Below are 18,060 nucleotides of genomic sequence, written 5' to 3'. Positions count from 1 at the left end.
GGAATGACTCTTCTTTCGACAAAGATTTCATGATAAACTGAGGATCTACCTTTACCTTGGGCACTTTATGTTCAAACCATTCCTGCAACGGATAGTCGAAACAAATGCCATGCATATAATTAAACAATGATTTTTTCAGTCCATAGCTAAACAGCTCATGATCTGTGCCAGTTTTATCAATATGCACTATATCATTATTGGCAAAAGTACCAGTAGAACCACAAGCCTTTTCAACCTGAAATTTTTCAGGGTACATCCCTACGGGACTATGAGCGGTCATGGCGAATTGATGCCAAAATGCAGACTGTAATACTCCGGCTTCGAACATTTGCCTGACCATTTCAAGCGAATCAATTGTTTCTTGGGCCGTCTGCGTAGGAAAACCATACATCAAATAAGCATGCACCATAATGCCAGCATCAGTAAAATGGTTGCATACTTGCGCTACCTGCTCCACAGTCACTCCCTTTTGTATAAGTTCAAGCAAGCGATCCGATGCCACTTCTAATCCGCCAGAAACGGCAATACAACCCGAAGCTTTCAATAATTGGCAAAGATCATTCGTAAAGCTCTTTTCAAATCGAATGTTGGTCCACCACGTAACTGTTAATTTACGCCTTAAAATTTCAAGAGCCAAAGAACGCATTAAAGCTGGCGGTGCTGCTTCATCCACAAAATGGAATCCGCGTTCACCTGTTTGCGCAATCATTTGCTCCATTCTATCGCAAAGTAAAGCAGCCGCAATGGGCTCATATATTTTGATATAATCAAGCGAAATGTCGCAAAAAGTGCATTTACCCCAATAGCAACCATGTGCCATGGTAAGCTTATTCCACCTGCCATCGCTCCACATACGATGCATCGGGTTAACCACTTCAATTACGGATATATATCGGTCTAGGAAGAGATCCGAATAATCTGGAGTGCCGGTCTCAAATTGCTTATAATCAGGCGATTTACTACCATTACAATAAGTGACTTTACCTTCAATCAGCGCAAAAGTTCTTTTTAAATCAGGAAGATTACGCTTCCCATCTAAGAGTTCACATAAATGTTCTACAGGAGCTTCGCCATCATCCAAGCAAATAAAATCCATAAACTCAAACACACGAGCATCAGAAACTGAACGCAATTCGGTGTTTGGGAAGCCACCACCCATTGCGATTTTAACCTCTGGGTATTCCACTTTAATCCATTGGGCGATGCGGAATGCCGCGTATAAATTACCTGGAAAAGGCACCGATAATGAAACTATTTCAGGCTTCACCATTTTCATCTTTTCATCCAATAATTGGATCAAAATCTTGTCGGTGAAGGTCAAATCCTTTTGCAATGCCTCATAAAGCTCATCAAAGCTTGAGGCAGAACGCCCAAGACGCTCAGCATATCTACTAAATCCGAAATTAGGATCTACCGCCTCAACAATAAGGTCTGAAATATCCTCCAAGAAAAGAGTGGCGAGATGCTTTGCTTTATCTTGTGTGCCCATCGTGCCAAAGGCCCATTCGAGATCCTCCATTTGCTTAAAACGGGAGGCTTGTGGTAAGAAATCCTCCTGACAAATAAGATGTGAAAGCGTTGGGTTATGCCCTTGGAGAAAAGAAATTACCGCATCAATTTTATGAATATAATGATCTTTGAGCGCAATGATTCGATTAGCATTGTCACTCAAATCCTCATGAGGTATTGTAATTTGAGTAAAAAGATCTTCTAATCCTGATTTAGAAAAAAGCGCTAAAATAACTTCAATCCCAAGATCTGCCTGAAAAGCGGAAATACCTTTTGTATTTAGGAATCCCTTTAAATAAGCTGTTGCCGGATAAGGCGTATTTAGCTGAGTAAAGGGCGGAGTAATTAAAAATATCTTATTTGCCAATTTATTATCAATTCAGTGTTTAATCCTGCATTAAAACAATTTGAATCAAAGGTATTGTAAATAAATCAGATGGAGTAGAGTTACAAAAAAATGTCGCTTAATCCTTTTTTAGCCTTTTAAAAATCGCTAAACTGCTTTTTCGTATCTTTGCAGGATATTTATTAGAAAACATGATAGAGATCGGAAAGTATAACGAATTAAGATTTACCAAAAAGACTGAAGCCGGTCTCATTTTAACAGACGGAGAGAAAGAAGTGCTCCTACCATTTGTAAACGCCCCTGTAGATGCTCAAATTGGCGATAATCTTAATGTTTTTACATATATCCACAGTGATGGCAGAATAATGGCTACCACCGAAACACCCATTGCACAGGTAGATGAGTTTGCATTATTGAACGTTGTTGATGTAACCGAACAAGGCGCATTCATGGATATGGGAATTGGGAAAGATGTTTTTGTGCCAGAGCGTGAGCAGAAGCGACCTATGCAAATCGGACAAAAATATGTTGTTTATCTATACACTGATGAGCGTAACGACCGTATAACTGCATCATCACGATTAAGTGACTTTATTGAACAGGATGAGCATGATTTGGAGGAAGGAGACGAAGTTCGTCTATTGATAACCGAAGAAAGCGATTTAGGATATAGCGCCATTATCAACCAAAGGTTTATGGGTTTATTATACCATAATGAAGTTTTTGAAGATTTAAAAGCAGGTGATCAAAAAACAGGATGGATTAAAAAAATTAGAGACGCCAACAAAATCGATTTGAGCCTTCAAGTTATCGGGTTTAAGCATATTCTAGATCTTAAGGATAGCTTAATGATTGAGCTTGAAGAATGCGGAGGATCTATTTCCTTGGGTGATAAAAGTTCACCAGAAGATATTTATAACCGTTTAAAAATCAGCAAAAAAGCCTTCAAAAAAGCGGCAGGAAGTTTATACAAAGAGCGATTGGTAGAGATTTCAGATTTTGAAATTAAATTGGTTCCAAAAGCCCGTTAAAATAATCCTAATCAATAAAATCAATGGTTTATTGGCATTTCTATTCCGTAAAATGGTAAAGAAATACCACATCTCCTTTAAATGCTGGTTTTGCCTGACCAATAATTTCAAGTTCCGCACCGATAGTTGCTTTACATACACCCCTAAGATTTACGATTGAAACTAGATTAGCTTTCAGTCGCACTTCACTCTCCACAAGTACGGGCTGCCCAAATTTTAGATTTTCAATACCATAATTGATTTCCATCTTTAGATTTTGGACATCTACAATTTGCTTCCACAGATAGGGAATAAGCGAAAGAGTAAGATAGCCATGCGCAATTGTCGATTTAAATGGGCCCTCCGTTGCTGCACGCTCAGGATCTGTATGAATCCACTGATGATCAATGGTTGCATCAGCAAACTTCAGAATCTGCTCTTGTGTAATTTTATGCGGTAGGGAAATACCTAGCTCCATCCCCGAAAAAGATTCAAACTCATTGAAATTTCTAATAATCAGCATAAAACTTTGGTTAAAATAGATTGAAAACTAAATTTTGTTCAAAATAGCAAATTAGATTTTCTTAATTATTATTATTTACAAAAAGCATTATAAACCTAAAGCAATTTCTCGGGCCTTTGTGGTGGTATAATATTTAGCAATCATGTTTGGCACCTCCCATAACGGCAAAGCGCCTTCCTTTAAATACTGGAGATATTTTTTGGTCACCTGCGCAAAATGGTCCTCGTGACTAACTTTATAAGAATCTGGAATTATAACTTCCCATCCTTTAGCAATTTTTTTGAGCTCAACACCAGGGTATTGCTTCTGAACTTGCTTTAAATCTGCCATTAGGACCTTTTCAAAAGAGAGTATATCAGTATTTTCGCGTGGTTCAATATACAAAGCAGGTTTAAAATTCTGTTCTTTTCCCTGCTTAATAATGACGCTGGCCTTGGTTCCTCTCATCACAGAAAAATGGGTATCGCCTGTTCCTTCAGGTGCCTGAAAATCCCAAGTAACAGATATTTTTGCGTGAATACCTTTTAAACGGTAATTTATTTCGCCGTTAGAGTAGGGACTTAAAACACCATTTTTTACATCTGCTTTTAAAAAATCGGGATATTCCTTTTCTTTTGTTGCCTTTTCAAATTGGGCGGCATTGATGCTTGTCTGCCACCTTTTTGCCGATACAATTTCAATATCTTTTTTATAATCTAAAATCTGATTCGGAAAGCACTCCCACTGCACCAAATCAACTAAGTGGGTGGTGATGTCTGTGATACCTTCGCCTTGTTGTTTTACATCAAAAAACCAGCTCGGCCTCACCAATGGTTTACCAGACACATTTTTATAGAAATGATGCACACTAACCTTGGTTACTGAAGGATTTTCGGGACTACCTTTTTCTAGCTGGCCAAATGCCAGAAGGTGTACAAACTCCTTCTGAAGCATGGTATTAATCTCATACCTTTCGGTCATGATATCATAAAGTAGCAGCTTATTTTTTTCTGCAATTTCAAAAGCCTTTACAAGTTTATGAAAGCCATCTAAATCAATCGCCATAGGTTTATCGGCAAGAACATGCAGCCCTGCTTCTACAGATTTAGCAATATAATCCGTTTTCATTTTATTATTGCCGGCAAGTATCACCACATTCCCGGCCTTTTCGGATAACATTTTATCCAGAAAATCAGGGCCAGTATAAATTTTTTCTTTCCAAAAAGTCGGATTTTCTTCTCTAGAATTATATCCTTCTACCAAACTGAGGTGCGACTTAAGCTCTTTTCCCTCTGGGGCATAAAGGTGAACCACAGAATCCACGTTCTCATACATGGATTTCTGAACCAAGGCTGAGTGAAAATGTCCCGGATCGAGGGTAATCAGTTTTATTTTATCGCGACTTTGGCTAGCTGATTGATCCATTTTAGAAGTACAACCCACTGCAATTATCGTCATGAAATTTATAAAAAGAAGGCATTTAAAATTAAATTTTATCATATTTCTATATATTCTTCAAAGCAATATCCTCTTGATACGAAGGAGTATTTATACTAATTAACGTTTAAATGTGAAAAATTAAACTTTAGGCTCCCAACCTTTTTGGTATTCCCGAGTCCATAATTTCATTGCATCCGGATCATTTAAGATACGTCCGTTTTGGGCATCAACCTTTAGTGTTTTCCCAGTTCGTTGAGCAATATTCCCTAACTGGCATAAAAGTGTGCTCTTATGGCCTCCATCTATGTCGGATGCTAAACTTTCACCATTTTTTATAGCTGCAAAGAAATTCTGAAGATGGAAAGCATCCAACTGCTGCGATGGGTTCGACAAATTATTGGGATCCACCTTTATCTCATTTTTAACTTCCTTAATTAGATTGTTTTTATGGTCGTACACTTTATAGGAATTGCCACCACCAATTACCATGGTACCATTTTCCCCATAAAATATCACTCCTACCGTGCTCCCTTCAATGGGGAAAGGGTTACAGCTTCTGCCTTCCCAGCTAATTGTAGACTTATTCGCAAACTCTATCGTAATATTTTGTGTATCGGGAGTTTCCCAATCGTCTTGATAGCGATACCTTCCACCTGCCGAACTTACTTTTGTTGGATAATCAACTTGCAATCCCCAACGGGCCAAATCAATCATGTGGGTTCCATTATTCAGTGATTCGCCTGTCCCCCAATGCCAAAACCAATGCCAGTTATAATGAATCAAATTATCTTTAAACTCACGTCGTGGCGCAGGCCCTTGCCATAAATCATAGTCGAGCCATTCAGGTACCGGGGCAGTTTTACCAACGCCAATTGGTGGGCGGTTATTGGTATACCAGGTTTTCGCGTAGTATGGCCGGCCGATAATTCCGGCATGTAATTCATTAATTGCGGAAAGAATATTGGGCCATGAACGACGCTGATTACCCATTTGAATGATATTTTTATACTTTTTAACTGCTGCAACAAGCAGTTCTCCCTCATGGGGATTATGGCTACATGGTTTTTCAAGATAAACATGCTTTCCGGCGGCCGAAGCTAATAAAGCTGCAGGAACATGCCAATGGTCTGGAGCAGCAATTACCAAGGCATCCAATTGCTTATCTTCCAATGACTTTCTAAAATCAGGCTGAGCGAGGGGAGTACTATTTTGTATTTGGGCAACATTGGCGATACATTTTTCTGCGGCTCTTTTATCCACATCACAGATGTATCGGACTTCACAATTCTTTTGGGCAGCAAAATTTGAGGCTAAGGCAAAACCGCGACTGTTTACGCCCATAACAGCAAGCTGAATGCGCTCATTGGCGCCAAGAATACGCGCATAACTTTTAGCAGTAAAACTTGGTAAAACACCTCCAAAGGAGAGCACTGCAGCACCTGTTAATGTGTTTTTGATAAATTTTCTACGGTTACTGGAATTTTTCATTGCAATTTTTTTTCGGTTAAGATAAATGATGTTTTATACCCCCCAACACGTTTCAAAATAGCAGATTATTCTGCCTTATTTTTTTATTCTCTGATTAATGAAGCTCTTTTGAAAATAGAATCGATACTAATTGGAGCTCCACCTCTTTTTTTACTTTCATCTGCAGCCTCCATAAAAGCACAAATTTCTAAAGTTTCAGCTGCGCTTACAGGCACAACACCTGTTTTAAAAAAGTTGATGATTTGAACTAGAAGTGGATTGTATCCTTCATAATCTCCAATAGGTGCTATTCCCTTCTCTGCAAAGGCAGTCCCGCCATAACCCGATTTACCAGAGCGCGTTCCACGAAAAGTACCTATTCTTCCATCACTCCAAGTGCCTGTAACCAGTTCCGTATCATCAGTACTCACCCGCACCACTTCCTTACAACCGGTTCCCATCAAAGTAAATAAAGATTCGACACCATGGATGCCATACCAGAAAAGATCGGGATGCGTGCTTTCAAGCACACATGGGCTATACGTATCTGCACCAAGAATTTTGCCGAGCTTTCCGGCGGCAAGTGCCTGGGCTCCACTTGTATATCTTAATGAAGAAGAAGAGAAAACATCAATATTCGCCTTTTTTGCGGCGCTGAAAATTGCTGCGGCATCTTTAAGTGATGCTGCAATGGGTTTATCAATAAAAAAGCGCTTTCCTGATTTAATGACCTCCAATGCTTGTTCAAGGTGCATTCGGCCATCATTTGTTTCTAATAGTATGAAGTCAACCTTGGTTAATAGATCTGCAATGGAGTTCGGAATTTCAACACCCATATTCATCATCTCCACGGTATAACCAGCAATTCTATCGAAGCTACTTTTAATTTCCTTGCTCCCAAATGGATAGGCAGCCACAACCTTAAAACCACTAAATTCTGGTCCCGCGGCCGGATTATTAAGCGCCTTTGTAAAAGCAATACTATGCGAAGTATCCAATCCGATAATACCTACGCGCATACCTTCTCCAATATTGATTTTCGATTTTGGGAGCATATTTTCAGCAAAACCCTGAAAACCTAGTCCGATACCTGCTACCGCAATAGCCGAACTTTTAATAAATAACCTACGCTCCGGATTTGATTTCATATTTAAATAAAAATCGTTTAATAATGCAATAATTAATATAAAGCGTTTTGGTGTAGTTATAAAAATAAGTCAACACAAATAGACTATTTATTAGCAGCATGAATGGGCGTCATTTTAGGAGCTAAAACCCTAAACATCAGAAACCAAGCAATTAAATAGGCTGTTCCACAAAACAAAAAGAGAATGTAATAGCCAGTTTGAACATCATTCTGAGCTTTATAATAATCTAGTAAAGCCCCTGCCGACTTTGCCACAGTAATGCTTCCAAAACCACCAACCATTCCCCCAATTCCGATTACAGCGCCTATCGATTTTTTCGGAAACATATCCGAAACGGTGGTTAAAATATTTGCAGACCATGCCTGATGGGCCGCCATTGCTACACCAATTATAAAGACAGCGTACCACATATTATAAGCGCCTGCTGCTTGCGAAAACATTACTAATATTGGAAATACAGCATAAATAAGCATGGATGTTTTTCTAGATCGTACCATATCCCATCCTTTGGTATTCATAAGCCACATAGGTAACCATCCACCAGCAACACTACCCACGCCTGCCATTAAATAAACTACCGCAACAGGGAAACTTATCTCCATTCCTACCAATTTATATTCAGAAATGAGAAAGGCAGGAAGCCAAAAAAGGAAAAACCACCAAACCCCATCCGACAAAAACTTACCAACAGCAAAAGCCCATGTTTGCTTGTAGGTTAGCAATTTACTCCATGGAATATCTATTTCAGATTCAGACCCATTGGCCTTTTCAAATTCAACATCACTTTGAATATGTTCAAGTTCTGCCGCATTTACCAATTTATGGGTGGATGGTGCGCGGTATAATAAGAACCAAAAAATAAGCCAAATAAAACCTACGGCACCGGTAGATATAAATGCCATTTGCCAACTGTAGCTTATGGCAATCCATGGCACAATTAGCGGGGCAATTACAGCTCCGATGTTGGTTCCGCTATTAAAGATCCCTGTAGCGAAAGCTCTCTCTTTTTTGGGGAACCACTCGGCGACCACTTTTATGGCTGCGGGAAAGTTTCCAGCCTCTGTAACTCCCAAAAATGCCCTTGCCACTCCAAAACTAAAAGTTGAGCTAGCAAAAGCGTGCATAATGGAAGCGATACTCCAAAGAAATAATGAAATAGCATAACCCAATTTACTGCCAATCTTATCAATTATACTTCCTACGCCTAACATACCGAGGGCATAAGCCAATTGAAATGCGGCTACAATATTTGAATAATCTGATTCGGTCCAATTATATTCTTTCTCCAGAATTGGTTTTAATAAACTTATTACCTGCCTGTCGAGGTAATTTATTGTGGTAGCGAAAAATATAAGTGAACAGATGGTCCATCGATAATTCGTCATTGGTTGGAAGTTTTTCATAACAGGCTTTTTCAAATCAAATGAGATTTATACATGCTTAGGAATTAAAATATTTCTTGGCGTTAAAGTAGCAAATATTTTCAACCATTTTCCCAAGCCATTCGATATCATGAGGAAGCTCCCCATTTTCAACATCATTGCCGATAAGATTACAGAGGATTCTCCTGAAATATTCATGCCTTGGATAAGATAAGAAACTTCTAGAGTCGGTTATCATGCCCACAAAACGACCCAATAGACCCATATTTGATAGCGCATTAAGCTGATTAATCATGCCAAGTTTTTGATCAAGAAACCACCATGCAGCCCCAAATTGCATTTTCCCTGCTACAGAACCGTCATTAAAATTACCGGTCATGGCCGCTAGCATTTCATTATCCGCCGGATTGAGATTATAGAGAATGGTTTTGGCCAATTTATTTGAAGAATCGAGCTTATTTAAGAATTTAGAAAGGTTTTTTGCTTGAGAGAAATCCCCGATAGAATCGAATCCGGTGTCGGGTCCCAACTGATTGAGTAGTCTAGAATTGTTATTTCTTAGTGCACCCACATGATATTGCTGCACCCAGCCCTTTTCATGATCCCAATGTGCAAGATTAATCAGCATACAAGATTTAAATTTTAAAGCTTCTGAGTTGCTTAAGCTATAGCATGCCAAAATTTTTTGGAAGATGAGCTCAATTTCACTATCGCTATATTCTTCGCAATAGAAATGCTCAAGACCATGATCAGAAACAGTGCAACCGTTTTCGGCAAAAAAGTCATGGCGACTTTTAAGTGCTTCAAGATAGGTTTTGAAATTATGAATTGGCAAGCCCGACACCTCTTTTAGTTTCGAAATATATGCCTGAAGTTGTTCCAAATCCTCCACGTTCATGGCCTTATCTGGGCGAAATGAAGGTAAAACCTTAGTTGAAAAACCATCGGTTTTGATTTTTTGATGTGAAAGCAGATCATCAAGAGGATCATCCGTTGTACCGATACTTTCAACATTCATCTTTTGAATAAGGCGGCGGACAGAATATTCGGGAGTTTGAAGTTTAGCGGTACATTCATCGTATATTTTTTTTGCGGTAGCTGGAGATAAAATATCATATACATCAAAATATCGCTGAAGCTCTAGGTGAGTCCAATGATAAAGCGGATTTCTTAAGGTATAGGGAACTGTTTCGGCCCACTTTTCAAATTTTTCAAAATCGCTGGCATCGCCCGTTATATATTTTTCAGCAATACCGTTGGCACGCATTGCACGCCATTTATAATGATCACCATAAAGCCAGATTTGAGTCAGATTTTTGAAATTCGAATCCTCAGCAATTTGGTTAGGGGGTAAGTGACAATGGTAATCGATGATCGGTAATTGGGAAGCAAAGCTGTGATAAAGTATTTTTGCTGTTGTGGTTTCTAGTAGAAAGTCCTGGTCTAAAAAGTTCTTCATCTGCCGATTATAATCAATTAAGTAGTGGTAAATTATAGCAATTCTTGTAGGTTGTATGTGTTAGAAATCCATTTAACTATCTAAAAATAAGTCGGGAATCTTTTATTTTATGAATTTATACATAATTGATCAAAAAAATGCATCCTATTCAATTCCATTTTCTAATAAAAACAAAATCATCCTAAGGCAGTTATTTAACATATAATTTTATCGATGAACTCACTTGCAACTTTAGTAATTGGATTTATACTTTGTGCAGCTTTAATTACTTACAGCGGAACGAGATTATCGAAGTATGGAGACATCATTGCTGAATTAACAGGAATGGGCAAGGCCTGGATGGGTTTGATTATGATGGCCGCAGTAACCTCGCTTCCAGAATTATTTACAGGGTTTAGTGCCATTGTATTGATTGATTCGCCAAATATTGCTGTTGGAAGTATTATGGGAAGTTTATCCTTTAACCTGCTTATACTAGCTGTTTTAGATTATTTTGTACCCGGAAAACCTCTATCATCAGTAGTTACTAAAAGTCACGTTTTAGCCGGTTTTTTTGGCATGATTCTAATTATTATATCTATAATCGGAATACTATATGGGGATCTCATGCCAGACATTGGCTGGTTTAGCACCTTTCCAGTTCTATTAATTTTAATTTATATTATTACCATCAGGGTGATTTATAAGAATGAACAGAAGCTTGCCACTACAACAAATCAAGCTAGTACACTAGACTTTAATAAAAAACACAAAGAGATTACGTTAAGGGTAGCTATTAGAAGGTATGTACTTTATGCAATTTTAGTGGTCATTGGCTCCTTATTATTGCCCTATTTTGCAGATAATCTTGCAAAAGTCACGGGAATGAGTGAATCATTTATTGGAACACTTTTAGTAGCTGCAACAACCTCACTGCCCGAATTAGTAATTTCCATTGCAGCTGTACGACTAGGCAGCATAGATATGGCCGTTGGGAATCTTTTGGGGAGCAACATTTTCAACATGCTCGTTCTTGCCCTTAATGATTTGCTTTACACAAAAGGTGAATTATTACTTATGAGTGATCCAAACCATGTACTTAGCGGACTTGTAACTTTGCTAATGACTGCCCTTGTGGGAATTAGTATTTTAATAGGACCAACAAAAAAGCGATTTATTTTAGGAATTGATGCCCTAATATTAATTATACTTTACCTATCATTAATATTGGCATTATACCATTTGGGATAAATAAAATATTATTAAATTGCTTAAGGATGTGGATTAAGAGAAAGAGACAAGCAGTTTAATTTCGTTTCTATACAAAATTATCTTCTGGTCATTTTCAAGCTGTTTTAATAGTCTAGAAATAACAACCCTAGATGTTGCGAGCTCATCAGCAATTAAGTTGTGAGAAACTTTAATTACGCTTGAGCCAGTCATGCGTTGCTTTTCTTTTAAATAAGCGATTAAGCGCTCATCCAATTTATGAAAGGCAATGCTTTCAATCGATTTTAACAATTCAATAAAGCGCTCGTTGAAACTACGCATGATATAGTTTTTCCAGCTTGGATAGGCACAAAGCCAATCATCTAACTTGAGATGAGGAATGGCGATAAGCTCAACATAATCTTCAGCAACTGCTTTGACCTCGCTTTTTTTGGCTTCTAAGCAACAACTATAGGCCATAGAACAACTTTCATTATTTGACAAATAGTACAATAGAATTTCATTATCCTTTTCGTCAAGTCGCAATACCTTCACAGTACCTTTCAAAACAATTGGCATCATGCGAACATATTTGCCATAATCCATAATCAAATCACCCTCATTAAAAGTTTGAAAGATTCCGAATTGTTGTATTTCTTGAATTAGTTGAGGTTCAAAAATACTTTTTAGCTTATCTAAATTCGCGACCATTAGAAATGAAAGTTTAAAACAAAGTTAGACTGAAACATATTTACCTTATTGATTATCATTTTGGTATTCCCATAGGTTTCGCCAGCATTAAATTTAGCTACTAATAGAAGCTGAGCTTCGAGACCTTTTAATCCCTTATCAAAGGTATATCTAAAATCACTATTAATTTGAGAATATGAGGGAAATCCATATTTATTTAAAGCATAATTCTTTACATCAGGTAATTTATAATATCCAGCGGCTAAGGATGTTTTAAGCCTAGTTTGAGGTAATTTATAATCAATTTTTGCCATTATTGCATGTAAATCCCCAAAACCTTCATTTCGTTCGCGAGGCAAGAAGGTGAAGAAAGGATCGCGGCCCCACTCACGAGGAAGCAAATAACGGCCCTTTTCAGTAATGCGATTATAGTTTAGGGAAGTCTCCCAATTCTTATTCTTTATGGCAATTTTAGCACCGAAGCTCAATGATTTCCCATCTTTTAAGAAATAACTGGCCGATTGATTATGATTACCTCCATCATTTATTGCATCCTGTTTAATAATTTGAGCCGCTACAATCAAATCAGAATTATTTTTTAGAGGTAGAACAAGATCAGATTGCAACATGGCCGTATTAAACACATTTTCGGTGTACATATCCCAAAGCTGAAGTTTCAAATGTCTAGTGATATCACTTTTTAGAGCTATTAATGCAAGCCCTTTACTTTCAATTTTATTAGCATATTGAGACGGACTACCATCCGGATTTAAACCGGCAGAATAAAGACCAATAGTTTCGCCAACAGGGTACCAACGAGTAGTACTTCGCGGAGAAATAGAATACAGCCAACCACCCTCAATTTTAAGACCCTTAATTTCATTTAGTTCTGCCCAAATACCATCTACACCAGTTGGTCTCATTCTGCCATCTTGAAGATTAATAAATGGGGTATTTAATAACTGGCGACCAAAAATTAAGGATGATTTCTTAAAATTATATTTGAGGTAAAACTCTTCGAGGCGGTCAATGTCCGACTTATTATTAGGATCTTCTATGTCAAATAAGCCAATCTCATACCGGTTAAATTGCCCGCTTTGAAGATCCGGTTTGGTCATATCCGAAGAGCCAATATTGAAGATATAAAAGCCACTCAAAGCAAATTGGAAGTTGCGAAATTCTGCCGTTTCAAATCTTAAACCACCACCGGCAGCATTTGCATAATAATCTGTTAGTTTTCCTTCATTAACAGTATTCATAAAAAAATACCTGAAATGACCTTGTACAGTACCCCCCTTAAAAGCCCCCAGAATGGAGCTACTATCCGCAGAGTTAGTGTTTTTACCTTTATACATTTCAGGACGCTCATTCACGTCTTGATGCTGTGCATTTACATTACTGAAACTAAAAAAAACAAGGCATAGCAATGCCACATAGAAAAATGATTTCATTTAAATTGATTTGATTAAAAAGGTAGAATTTCGGGTTATAACTTGATATAACTCCAGCCCTCTTGTTGTTTTTTTGCGATTTCTAGAACTCCGGAGGTTACAGTACTGGATCCTGCAACTAGCTGATCCTTAGTGACATTTTTCTTTTTCATGGAAAATTCACAAGCTACAAAACTCACTCCTTTATCCGCATACATTTTGATATCATCCTGAATCACGCAAGTATTTTTTAACAGCATGTTTAAACCCGCACTATGACAAACCACTTCAAATTGAGTATCGGGCGCTACGCTCCAATAATTTTTTAATTGGTTCATCAAATTTTGATGAATTAAGGTATCTGCAGAAGTAAGCTGAAAAACAATTTTTAGTCCCTGAAAATTAGCAGAGGCCTCTTTATTATTCTTAGTTTGCGCATTCAAGCCGATTGAAGAAACGAATAATAGCGTTAGTAGAATGATTTTTTTCATGTTAATTTAAATTAGCGAAATTGATAATCAACCCCAGTAACCTGTGTAAGCAATTTTTGCGGAGCATCTAATACTTTCGCAGACAATGGCGGCTCGGGACTTACCGGTGAATTTACCTTTAAATAATCTTTTAACACAGAGTGTAATGTAAAAGGTGTATTACTTGCGTTAGCCACTCCTCTCATTCTGCAAAGCATATCTAGAGGATCACCTTCACGCTCACAAGCGCAGATACGGTATATTTTAGTTTTATCCAATGGTTTACCATCAACTTCAATACTTTGCACACGCTTTCCATTCGCAGCAAAGGCATTGAAAGTTATTTTCATTCCCTTAAATTTAATAACCCATCCGCCTAAGCGTTGGGAAGCATCTAGAGCGAAAACATTATTCAATTCTTTCTCAAGCCATTCCGCAATTTGTGCTCCTGATACAGAACCCGTTCTTACCACACTATCTACCGGCAACATATCGAAGATGTAGCCATTAGTAATTGGAATATTTCCTGTTTGGTCAGTAGTTGCATTTGGCGGACAGAATCTAAAACCATTCGATAAAACGATATCAGCTTCTTTTATCTTCCACTTCAATGCATCTAAAATAAGTGTATCAATTGTGTTTTCAATCACAAAATAACGGTAAAGTGGAATAGTGCTATATCCAGCAATCGTATTGATATCTTCTTCAAAGGGGACTTCCTTTTCTTCTATCAAGCGATTTGTATTCTTATCGGCTTTATACTTTTGGGGATTAATTTCTACTAATGTATAATCGTCTTGAACAACCTTACCATCCTTAATTTTGAGATCAAGTTTCCCAACAAATGAACCAAATGCACCGGGTTCAACCACTTTAGAGTATTTACACTGTATTGGTTTACGCACACGCTCGTGTGTATCACCGCCTAAAATATAGTCAACACCCTCACATTCAGGCAGATTAGCAATATGAATTTGTTGTGAAAGGCCCAAATGAGATAACATTAAAACATAGGCGCATTGCTCCTGATTTCTTAATACATCTACATAATGAGCAAGATTTTCTTCTGGTTTGGTATAAATAATGCCTTTGCTATAGCTCGGCGACTGTCTTACAGGTACCAATGGGTCAGTATATCCAATAAAACCAATTTTTACACCCTTTACATTCCAAATGTGATAAGGCTGAAAAATTAGTTCTCCTTTTTTGCCATCACCAAGATCATGATACATATTGGCACAAACTTTAGGCGCATTTAAAGAGCCTAGTAAAGTTTGCATCGCTTTTTTATAGTAAATTACCTCCCAGTTGCCCGGCAAATAAAGATCGTAACCAAGCTCATTTAAGACAGGAATTATTGCTTTACCACTTGTTTTTACTGAAAGCTCGCTGCCCTGAAACATATCACCAGTATCAAGAATGAAGGTGTCTGGATTTCTTTTCTTCTCCTTCTTTAGGTATGTAGCAATATGAGCGTAGCCCCCTGTTTTACGAAATACAGATTGCTCATTCTCCCAAAACAGTTCATCGTGCGGGTGAAACTGGCAATGAACATCTGTAGTTTGTAAAATGGAAATGGTAAACTCAGATTCATTTATACCATCAATCGGACTTTCAGAAAGTTCATTAGCTATAGAAAGGATGGGATTTGCGGTAACCAATGCAGCTCCTGCACCCATTGCACCAACTTTCTTTAAGAAACCTCTTCTATTATTTTCCATAAATTGTTGTTTAAGCCTAAATCTGTTTTCCAGTTGATTTGGCAGCTTCCTCTAATTTCTTTTTTTCTTTGGCAATTGGTTCAAATGGGCCGTATTTATGTTGCTTTTCCGAGAATTGATCCGCATAAGGGCCAAAGGGGTGATCAATAGGCTTTTTAGACTTATCTGGCCAATCTTTTGGCACATTAATATGTGGACGGGTTTGCGAATTAACATAAGCAGCGATATCCCAAGCCTCCTCATCTGTTAATTGAGGATTTTCATGTGTTGCGCCAATTGGCATATTGTATTTCACATACTTTGCGAAATTGGAAATTCGATAAAGTCCCGCGCCATCATTATAACTATTCTTACCCCATAGAGGCGGGAATGTATATTCCGATTTGTCGGGATTGAGTACACCGGATCCATCGGATTGATGACAGCTCACACATTTTAATGTATAAACCTCTTTCCCTTTTATAGGGTCAGTAGCTCTGTCCAAAAAAGCCAAGTCTTTAAAGCCCGAACCCGCTGCTTTTTCACCTTTTGGAACATTGGATCCTAAGAAATTTATATAGGCTACAATAGCCTTCATCTCTCTTGAATTTGTATCTAAGGAGGAGCCATTTAGACTTCTTTCAAAGCAGTCGTTTACCCTTTTTGGAATATCTTCAACACCGCCACTTCGCGCTCTAAATTTAGGATATAGAGAAGTTACAGAGCCATAATTATTGCCAAAAACAGCAGTTCCGGCTTGCAGGTGACAATTTTGGCAATTCATACCATTACTTATCTGTTTTACAGAACCATTGGGGCCTAAATATTTAGCGGTATGTGCGATTAAGTCCTTGCCATATTCCACATTTTCTTTCTCTGCCGCATCAGTGATGGTGCTAGTTTCAGGAGCAATCCAAAATTCTTGAACAACCGTCTTTACCTCGGCAAGGGTGGCAGGCACATCTTCCAAAGTAAGTTCCGGACTTTCCGGTAGATTGCTGATATAATATCCTACGGGGATAGCAATCATTACAACAATTAATAAAACCATCACAAGGATGAGCTTATTAATCACTGAAAATAAGTCGTTTAATAAATTTTTATCGTCCTGCTTCTCAGACATAAGCTACATGTTTAATGAGGTAATTTACTCTTTACTACACCATATAAATAAGTACCAACTAAGGCAAAGAAAAATACAATTGCCATTGCCCAATATCCATAACCCACGTTAACAACCATTGGTCCGGGGCAAGCACCACTTAGCGCCCAACCTAATCCGAAAATACTACCCCCAATAAGGTAACGGTAAACAGATCTATCTTTCGGGCTAAACAAAATCGGATTACCCGAAAAGTCGCGTATTTTGAATTTTTTTATTAAAGCTACACCAGCCACACCCAGTGTTACGGCTGTACCAATGATTCCATACATGTGGAAAGCTTGAAAGCGGAACATTTCCTGAATTCTAAACCAAGAAACGGCTTCAGATTTGGTCATTACTATGCCAAATACGATACCTAAGAAAAGGAATTTAATTAATTTCATAGTTTAAAATATTAAAGGCATTATTAAAAAAGTCATGATTAATCCGCCAGCAAAAAAACCAATTACGGCAATTAGAGATGGTAACTGCAGATCCGACAAACCGGAAATTGCATGTCCGGAGGTGCAACCACCCGCATAACGAGAACCAAATCCGACCATTAAGCCACCAAGGGCGAGAATTAAAAAGCCTTTTAGGGAAAACATCGCATCAAAGCCAAAAATTTCATCGGGCTGTAAAGACTCGGGTGCAGAAATACCCAGTTTGGATAAATCTTGAATAGTTTCTTGTGAAATCTGAACAGGAGCACCTGTATCTAGAAACTGCTTGGTTAAAAAACCTCCCAAAATGGCACCAATTAGAAATACAATATTCCACATTTGTCCGCGCCAGTTGAAATCAAAAAACTTGTTCGTTTTCCCTAGTCCCGCAGCGGCACAAATTGTTCTAAGGTTAGATGAGAAACCAAAGCTCTGCCCGAAAAATAAAAGGAAAAACATAATACCCGCAATCAGTAATCCCGAAAACCACCAAGACCAGGGTTGTGTTAAAAATTCAATCATTAGTATTAGTTATTTAGATGAAATGAAATAATTGGTTTAAAAAGATGATTAATAAGCTTCTCTGTAGCACTTTGATGAAACAAGCCTCCTTTACCATGGGTGCCAATGCAGATCAGATCCATATTATTCATTTGATTAAAATGAACAACGCCATTTTCCACATCTTTATCATTAATTAAATGGCAGGCATAGTTTTTAATATCATTCAAT

17 protein-coding genes are annotated in these 18,060 nt (G+C 37.9%); 2 read left to right on the top strand and 15 right to left on the bottom strand.

Annotated elements, in window-relative coordinates; all coding sequences use genetic code 11:
* Positions 1–1,876 (bottom strand): B12-binding domain-containing radical SAM protein (locus ACILQF_RS03220; RefSeq protein WP_395625977.1); only part of this gene is annotated, 1,876 nt, incomplete at its 3' end.
* A gap of 170 nt (positions 1,877–2,046) precedes the next feature.
* Here ACILQF_RS03220 and ACILQF_RS03215 point away from each other — a divergent pair.
* Positions 2,047–2,886 carry a S1 RNA-binding domain-containing protein gene (locus ACILQF_RS03215; RefSeq protein WP_395625976.1) on the top strand — a complete coding sequence of 280 codons (840 nt, stop codon included), beginning with the start codon at positions 2,047–2,049 and terminating at the stop codon, positions 2,884–2,886.
* Positions 2,887–2,926: 40 nt separating this feature from the next.
* Here the strand turns inward: ACILQF_RS03215 and ACILQF_RS03210 are convergent, their stop codons facing one another.
* The 6 genes from ACILQF_RS03210 to uxaC form a co-directional block, all read right to left on the bottom strand.
* Positions 2,927–3,388: a MaoC family dehydratase gene (locus ACILQF_RS03210; protein WP_395625975.1), complete on the bottom strand. Its 462-nt coding sequence runs from the start codon at positions 3,386–3,388 to the stop codon at positions 2,927–2,929.
* A gap of 87 nt (positions 3,389–3,475) precedes the next feature.
* Entirely contained in the window at positions 3,476–4,825 is a 1,350-nt protein-coding gene (locus tag ACILQF_RS03205) for a putative oxidoreductase C-terminal domain-containing protein (RefSeq protein ID WP_395625974.1), read from the bottom strand.
* 120 nt (positions 4,826–4,945) lie between these two features.
* Positions 4,946–6,295: a Gfo/Idh/MocA family protein gene (locus ACILQF_RS03200; RefSeq protein WP_395625973.1), complete on the bottom strand. Its 1,350-nt coding sequence runs from the start codon at positions 6,293–6,295 to the stop codon at positions 4,946–4,948.
* 83 nt (positions 6,296–6,378) lie between these two features.
* Positions 6,379–7,422: a Gfo/Idh/MocA family protein gene (locus ACILQF_RS03195; protein WP_395625972.1), complete on the bottom strand. Its 1,044-nt coding sequence runs from the start codon at positions 7,420–7,422 to the stop codon at positions 6,379–6,381.
* 83 nt (positions 7,423–7,505) lie between these two features.
* A complete protein-coding gene (locus ACILQF_RS03190; protein WP_395625971.1) occupies positions 7,506–8,825 on the bottom strand; it encodes an MFS transporter in 1,320 nt (439 codons plus the stop codon).
* 37 nt (positions 8,826–8,862) lie between these two features.
* Positions 8,863–10,263, bottom strand: a complete 1,401-nt coding sequence (uxaC, locus tag ACILQF_RS03185) for a glucuronate isomerase (protein ID WP_395625970.1) — start codon at positions 10,261–10,263, stop codon at positions 8,863–8,865.
* A 213-nt stretch (positions 10,264–10,476) separates the two neighbouring features.
* Here uxaC and ACILQF_RS03180 point away from each other — a divergent pair, with 213 nt between their 5' ends.
* Positions 10,477–11,493 (top strand): sodium:calcium antiporter, encoded by a 1,017-nt coding sequence (locus ACILQF_RS03180; protein WP_395625969.1) that lies wholly within the window; start codon positions 10,477–10,479, stop codon positions 11,491–11,493.
* Between the two features lie 33 nt (positions 11,494–11,526).
* Here the strand turns inward: ACILQF_RS03180 and ACILQF_RS03175 are convergent, their stop codons facing one another.
* From ACILQF_RS03175 to ACILQF_RS03140, 8 genes are all read right to left on the bottom strand, one after another.
* Positions 11,527–12,162: a Crp/Fnr family transcriptional regulator gene (locus ACILQF_RS03175; RefSeq protein ID WP_395625968.1), complete on the bottom strand. Its 636-nt coding sequence runs from the start codon at positions 12,160–12,162 to the stop codon at positions 11,527–11,529.
* Complete coding sequence (locus tag ACILQF_RS03170; RefSeq protein WP_395625967.1) at positions 12,162–13,592, bottom strand: OprD family outer membrane porin; 1,431 nt, start codon at positions 13,590–13,592, stop codon at positions 12,162–12,164. Before ACILQF_RS03170 ends, ACILQF_RS03175 begins: the two co-directional genes overlap by 1 nt.
* Positions 13,593–13,627: 35 nt before the next feature.
* Positions 13,628–14,062, bottom strand: a complete 435-nt coding sequence (locus ACILQF_RS03165) for a DsrE family protein (protein WP_395625966.1) — start codon at positions 14,060–14,062, stop codon at positions 13,628–13,630.
* Positions 14,063–14,073: 11 nt separating this feature from the next.
* Positions 14,074–15,762 (bottom strand): 5'-nucleotidase C-terminal domain-containing protein, encoded by a 1,689-nt coding sequence (locus ACILQF_RS03160; RefSeq protein WP_395625965.1) that lies wholly within the window; start codon positions 15,760–15,762, stop codon positions 14,074–14,076.
* 16 nt (positions 15,763–15,778) lie between these two features.
* Positions 15,779–16,864, bottom strand: a complete 1,086-nt coding sequence (locus ACILQF_RS03155) for a c-type cytochrome (RefSeq protein WP_395625964.1) — start codon at positions 16,862–16,864, stop codon at positions 15,779–15,781.
* 11 nt (positions 16,865–16,875) lie between these two features.
* On the bottom strand, positions 16,876–17,289 hold the full coding sequence (locus ACILQF_RS03150) for a DUF6691 family protein (RefSeq protein ID WP_395625963.1): 414 nt from the start codon (positions 17,287–17,289) through the stop codon (positions 16,876–16,878).
* A gap of 3 nt (positions 17,290–17,292) precedes the next feature.
* Complete coding sequence (locus ACILQF_RS03145; RefSeq protein ID WP_395625962.1) at positions 17,293–17,850, bottom strand: YeeE/YedE family protein; 558 nt, start codon at positions 17,848–17,850, stop codon at positions 17,293–17,295.
* Between the two features lie 5 nt (positions 17,851–17,855).
* Positions 17,856–18,060: hypothetical protein (locus tag ACILQF_RS03140; RefSeq protein WP_395625961.1), on the bottom strand; the 205-nt coding region annotated here is incomplete at its 5' end.

The organism is Daejeonella sp., assembly GCF_044232565.1.
GTDB lineage: Bacteria > Bacteroidota > Bacteroidia > Sphingobacteriales > Sphingobacteriaceae > Daejeonella.
The sequence above is the reverse complement of the archived record's forward strand: the minus strand, read 5'-3'. Positions and strand labels throughout refer to the sequence as shown.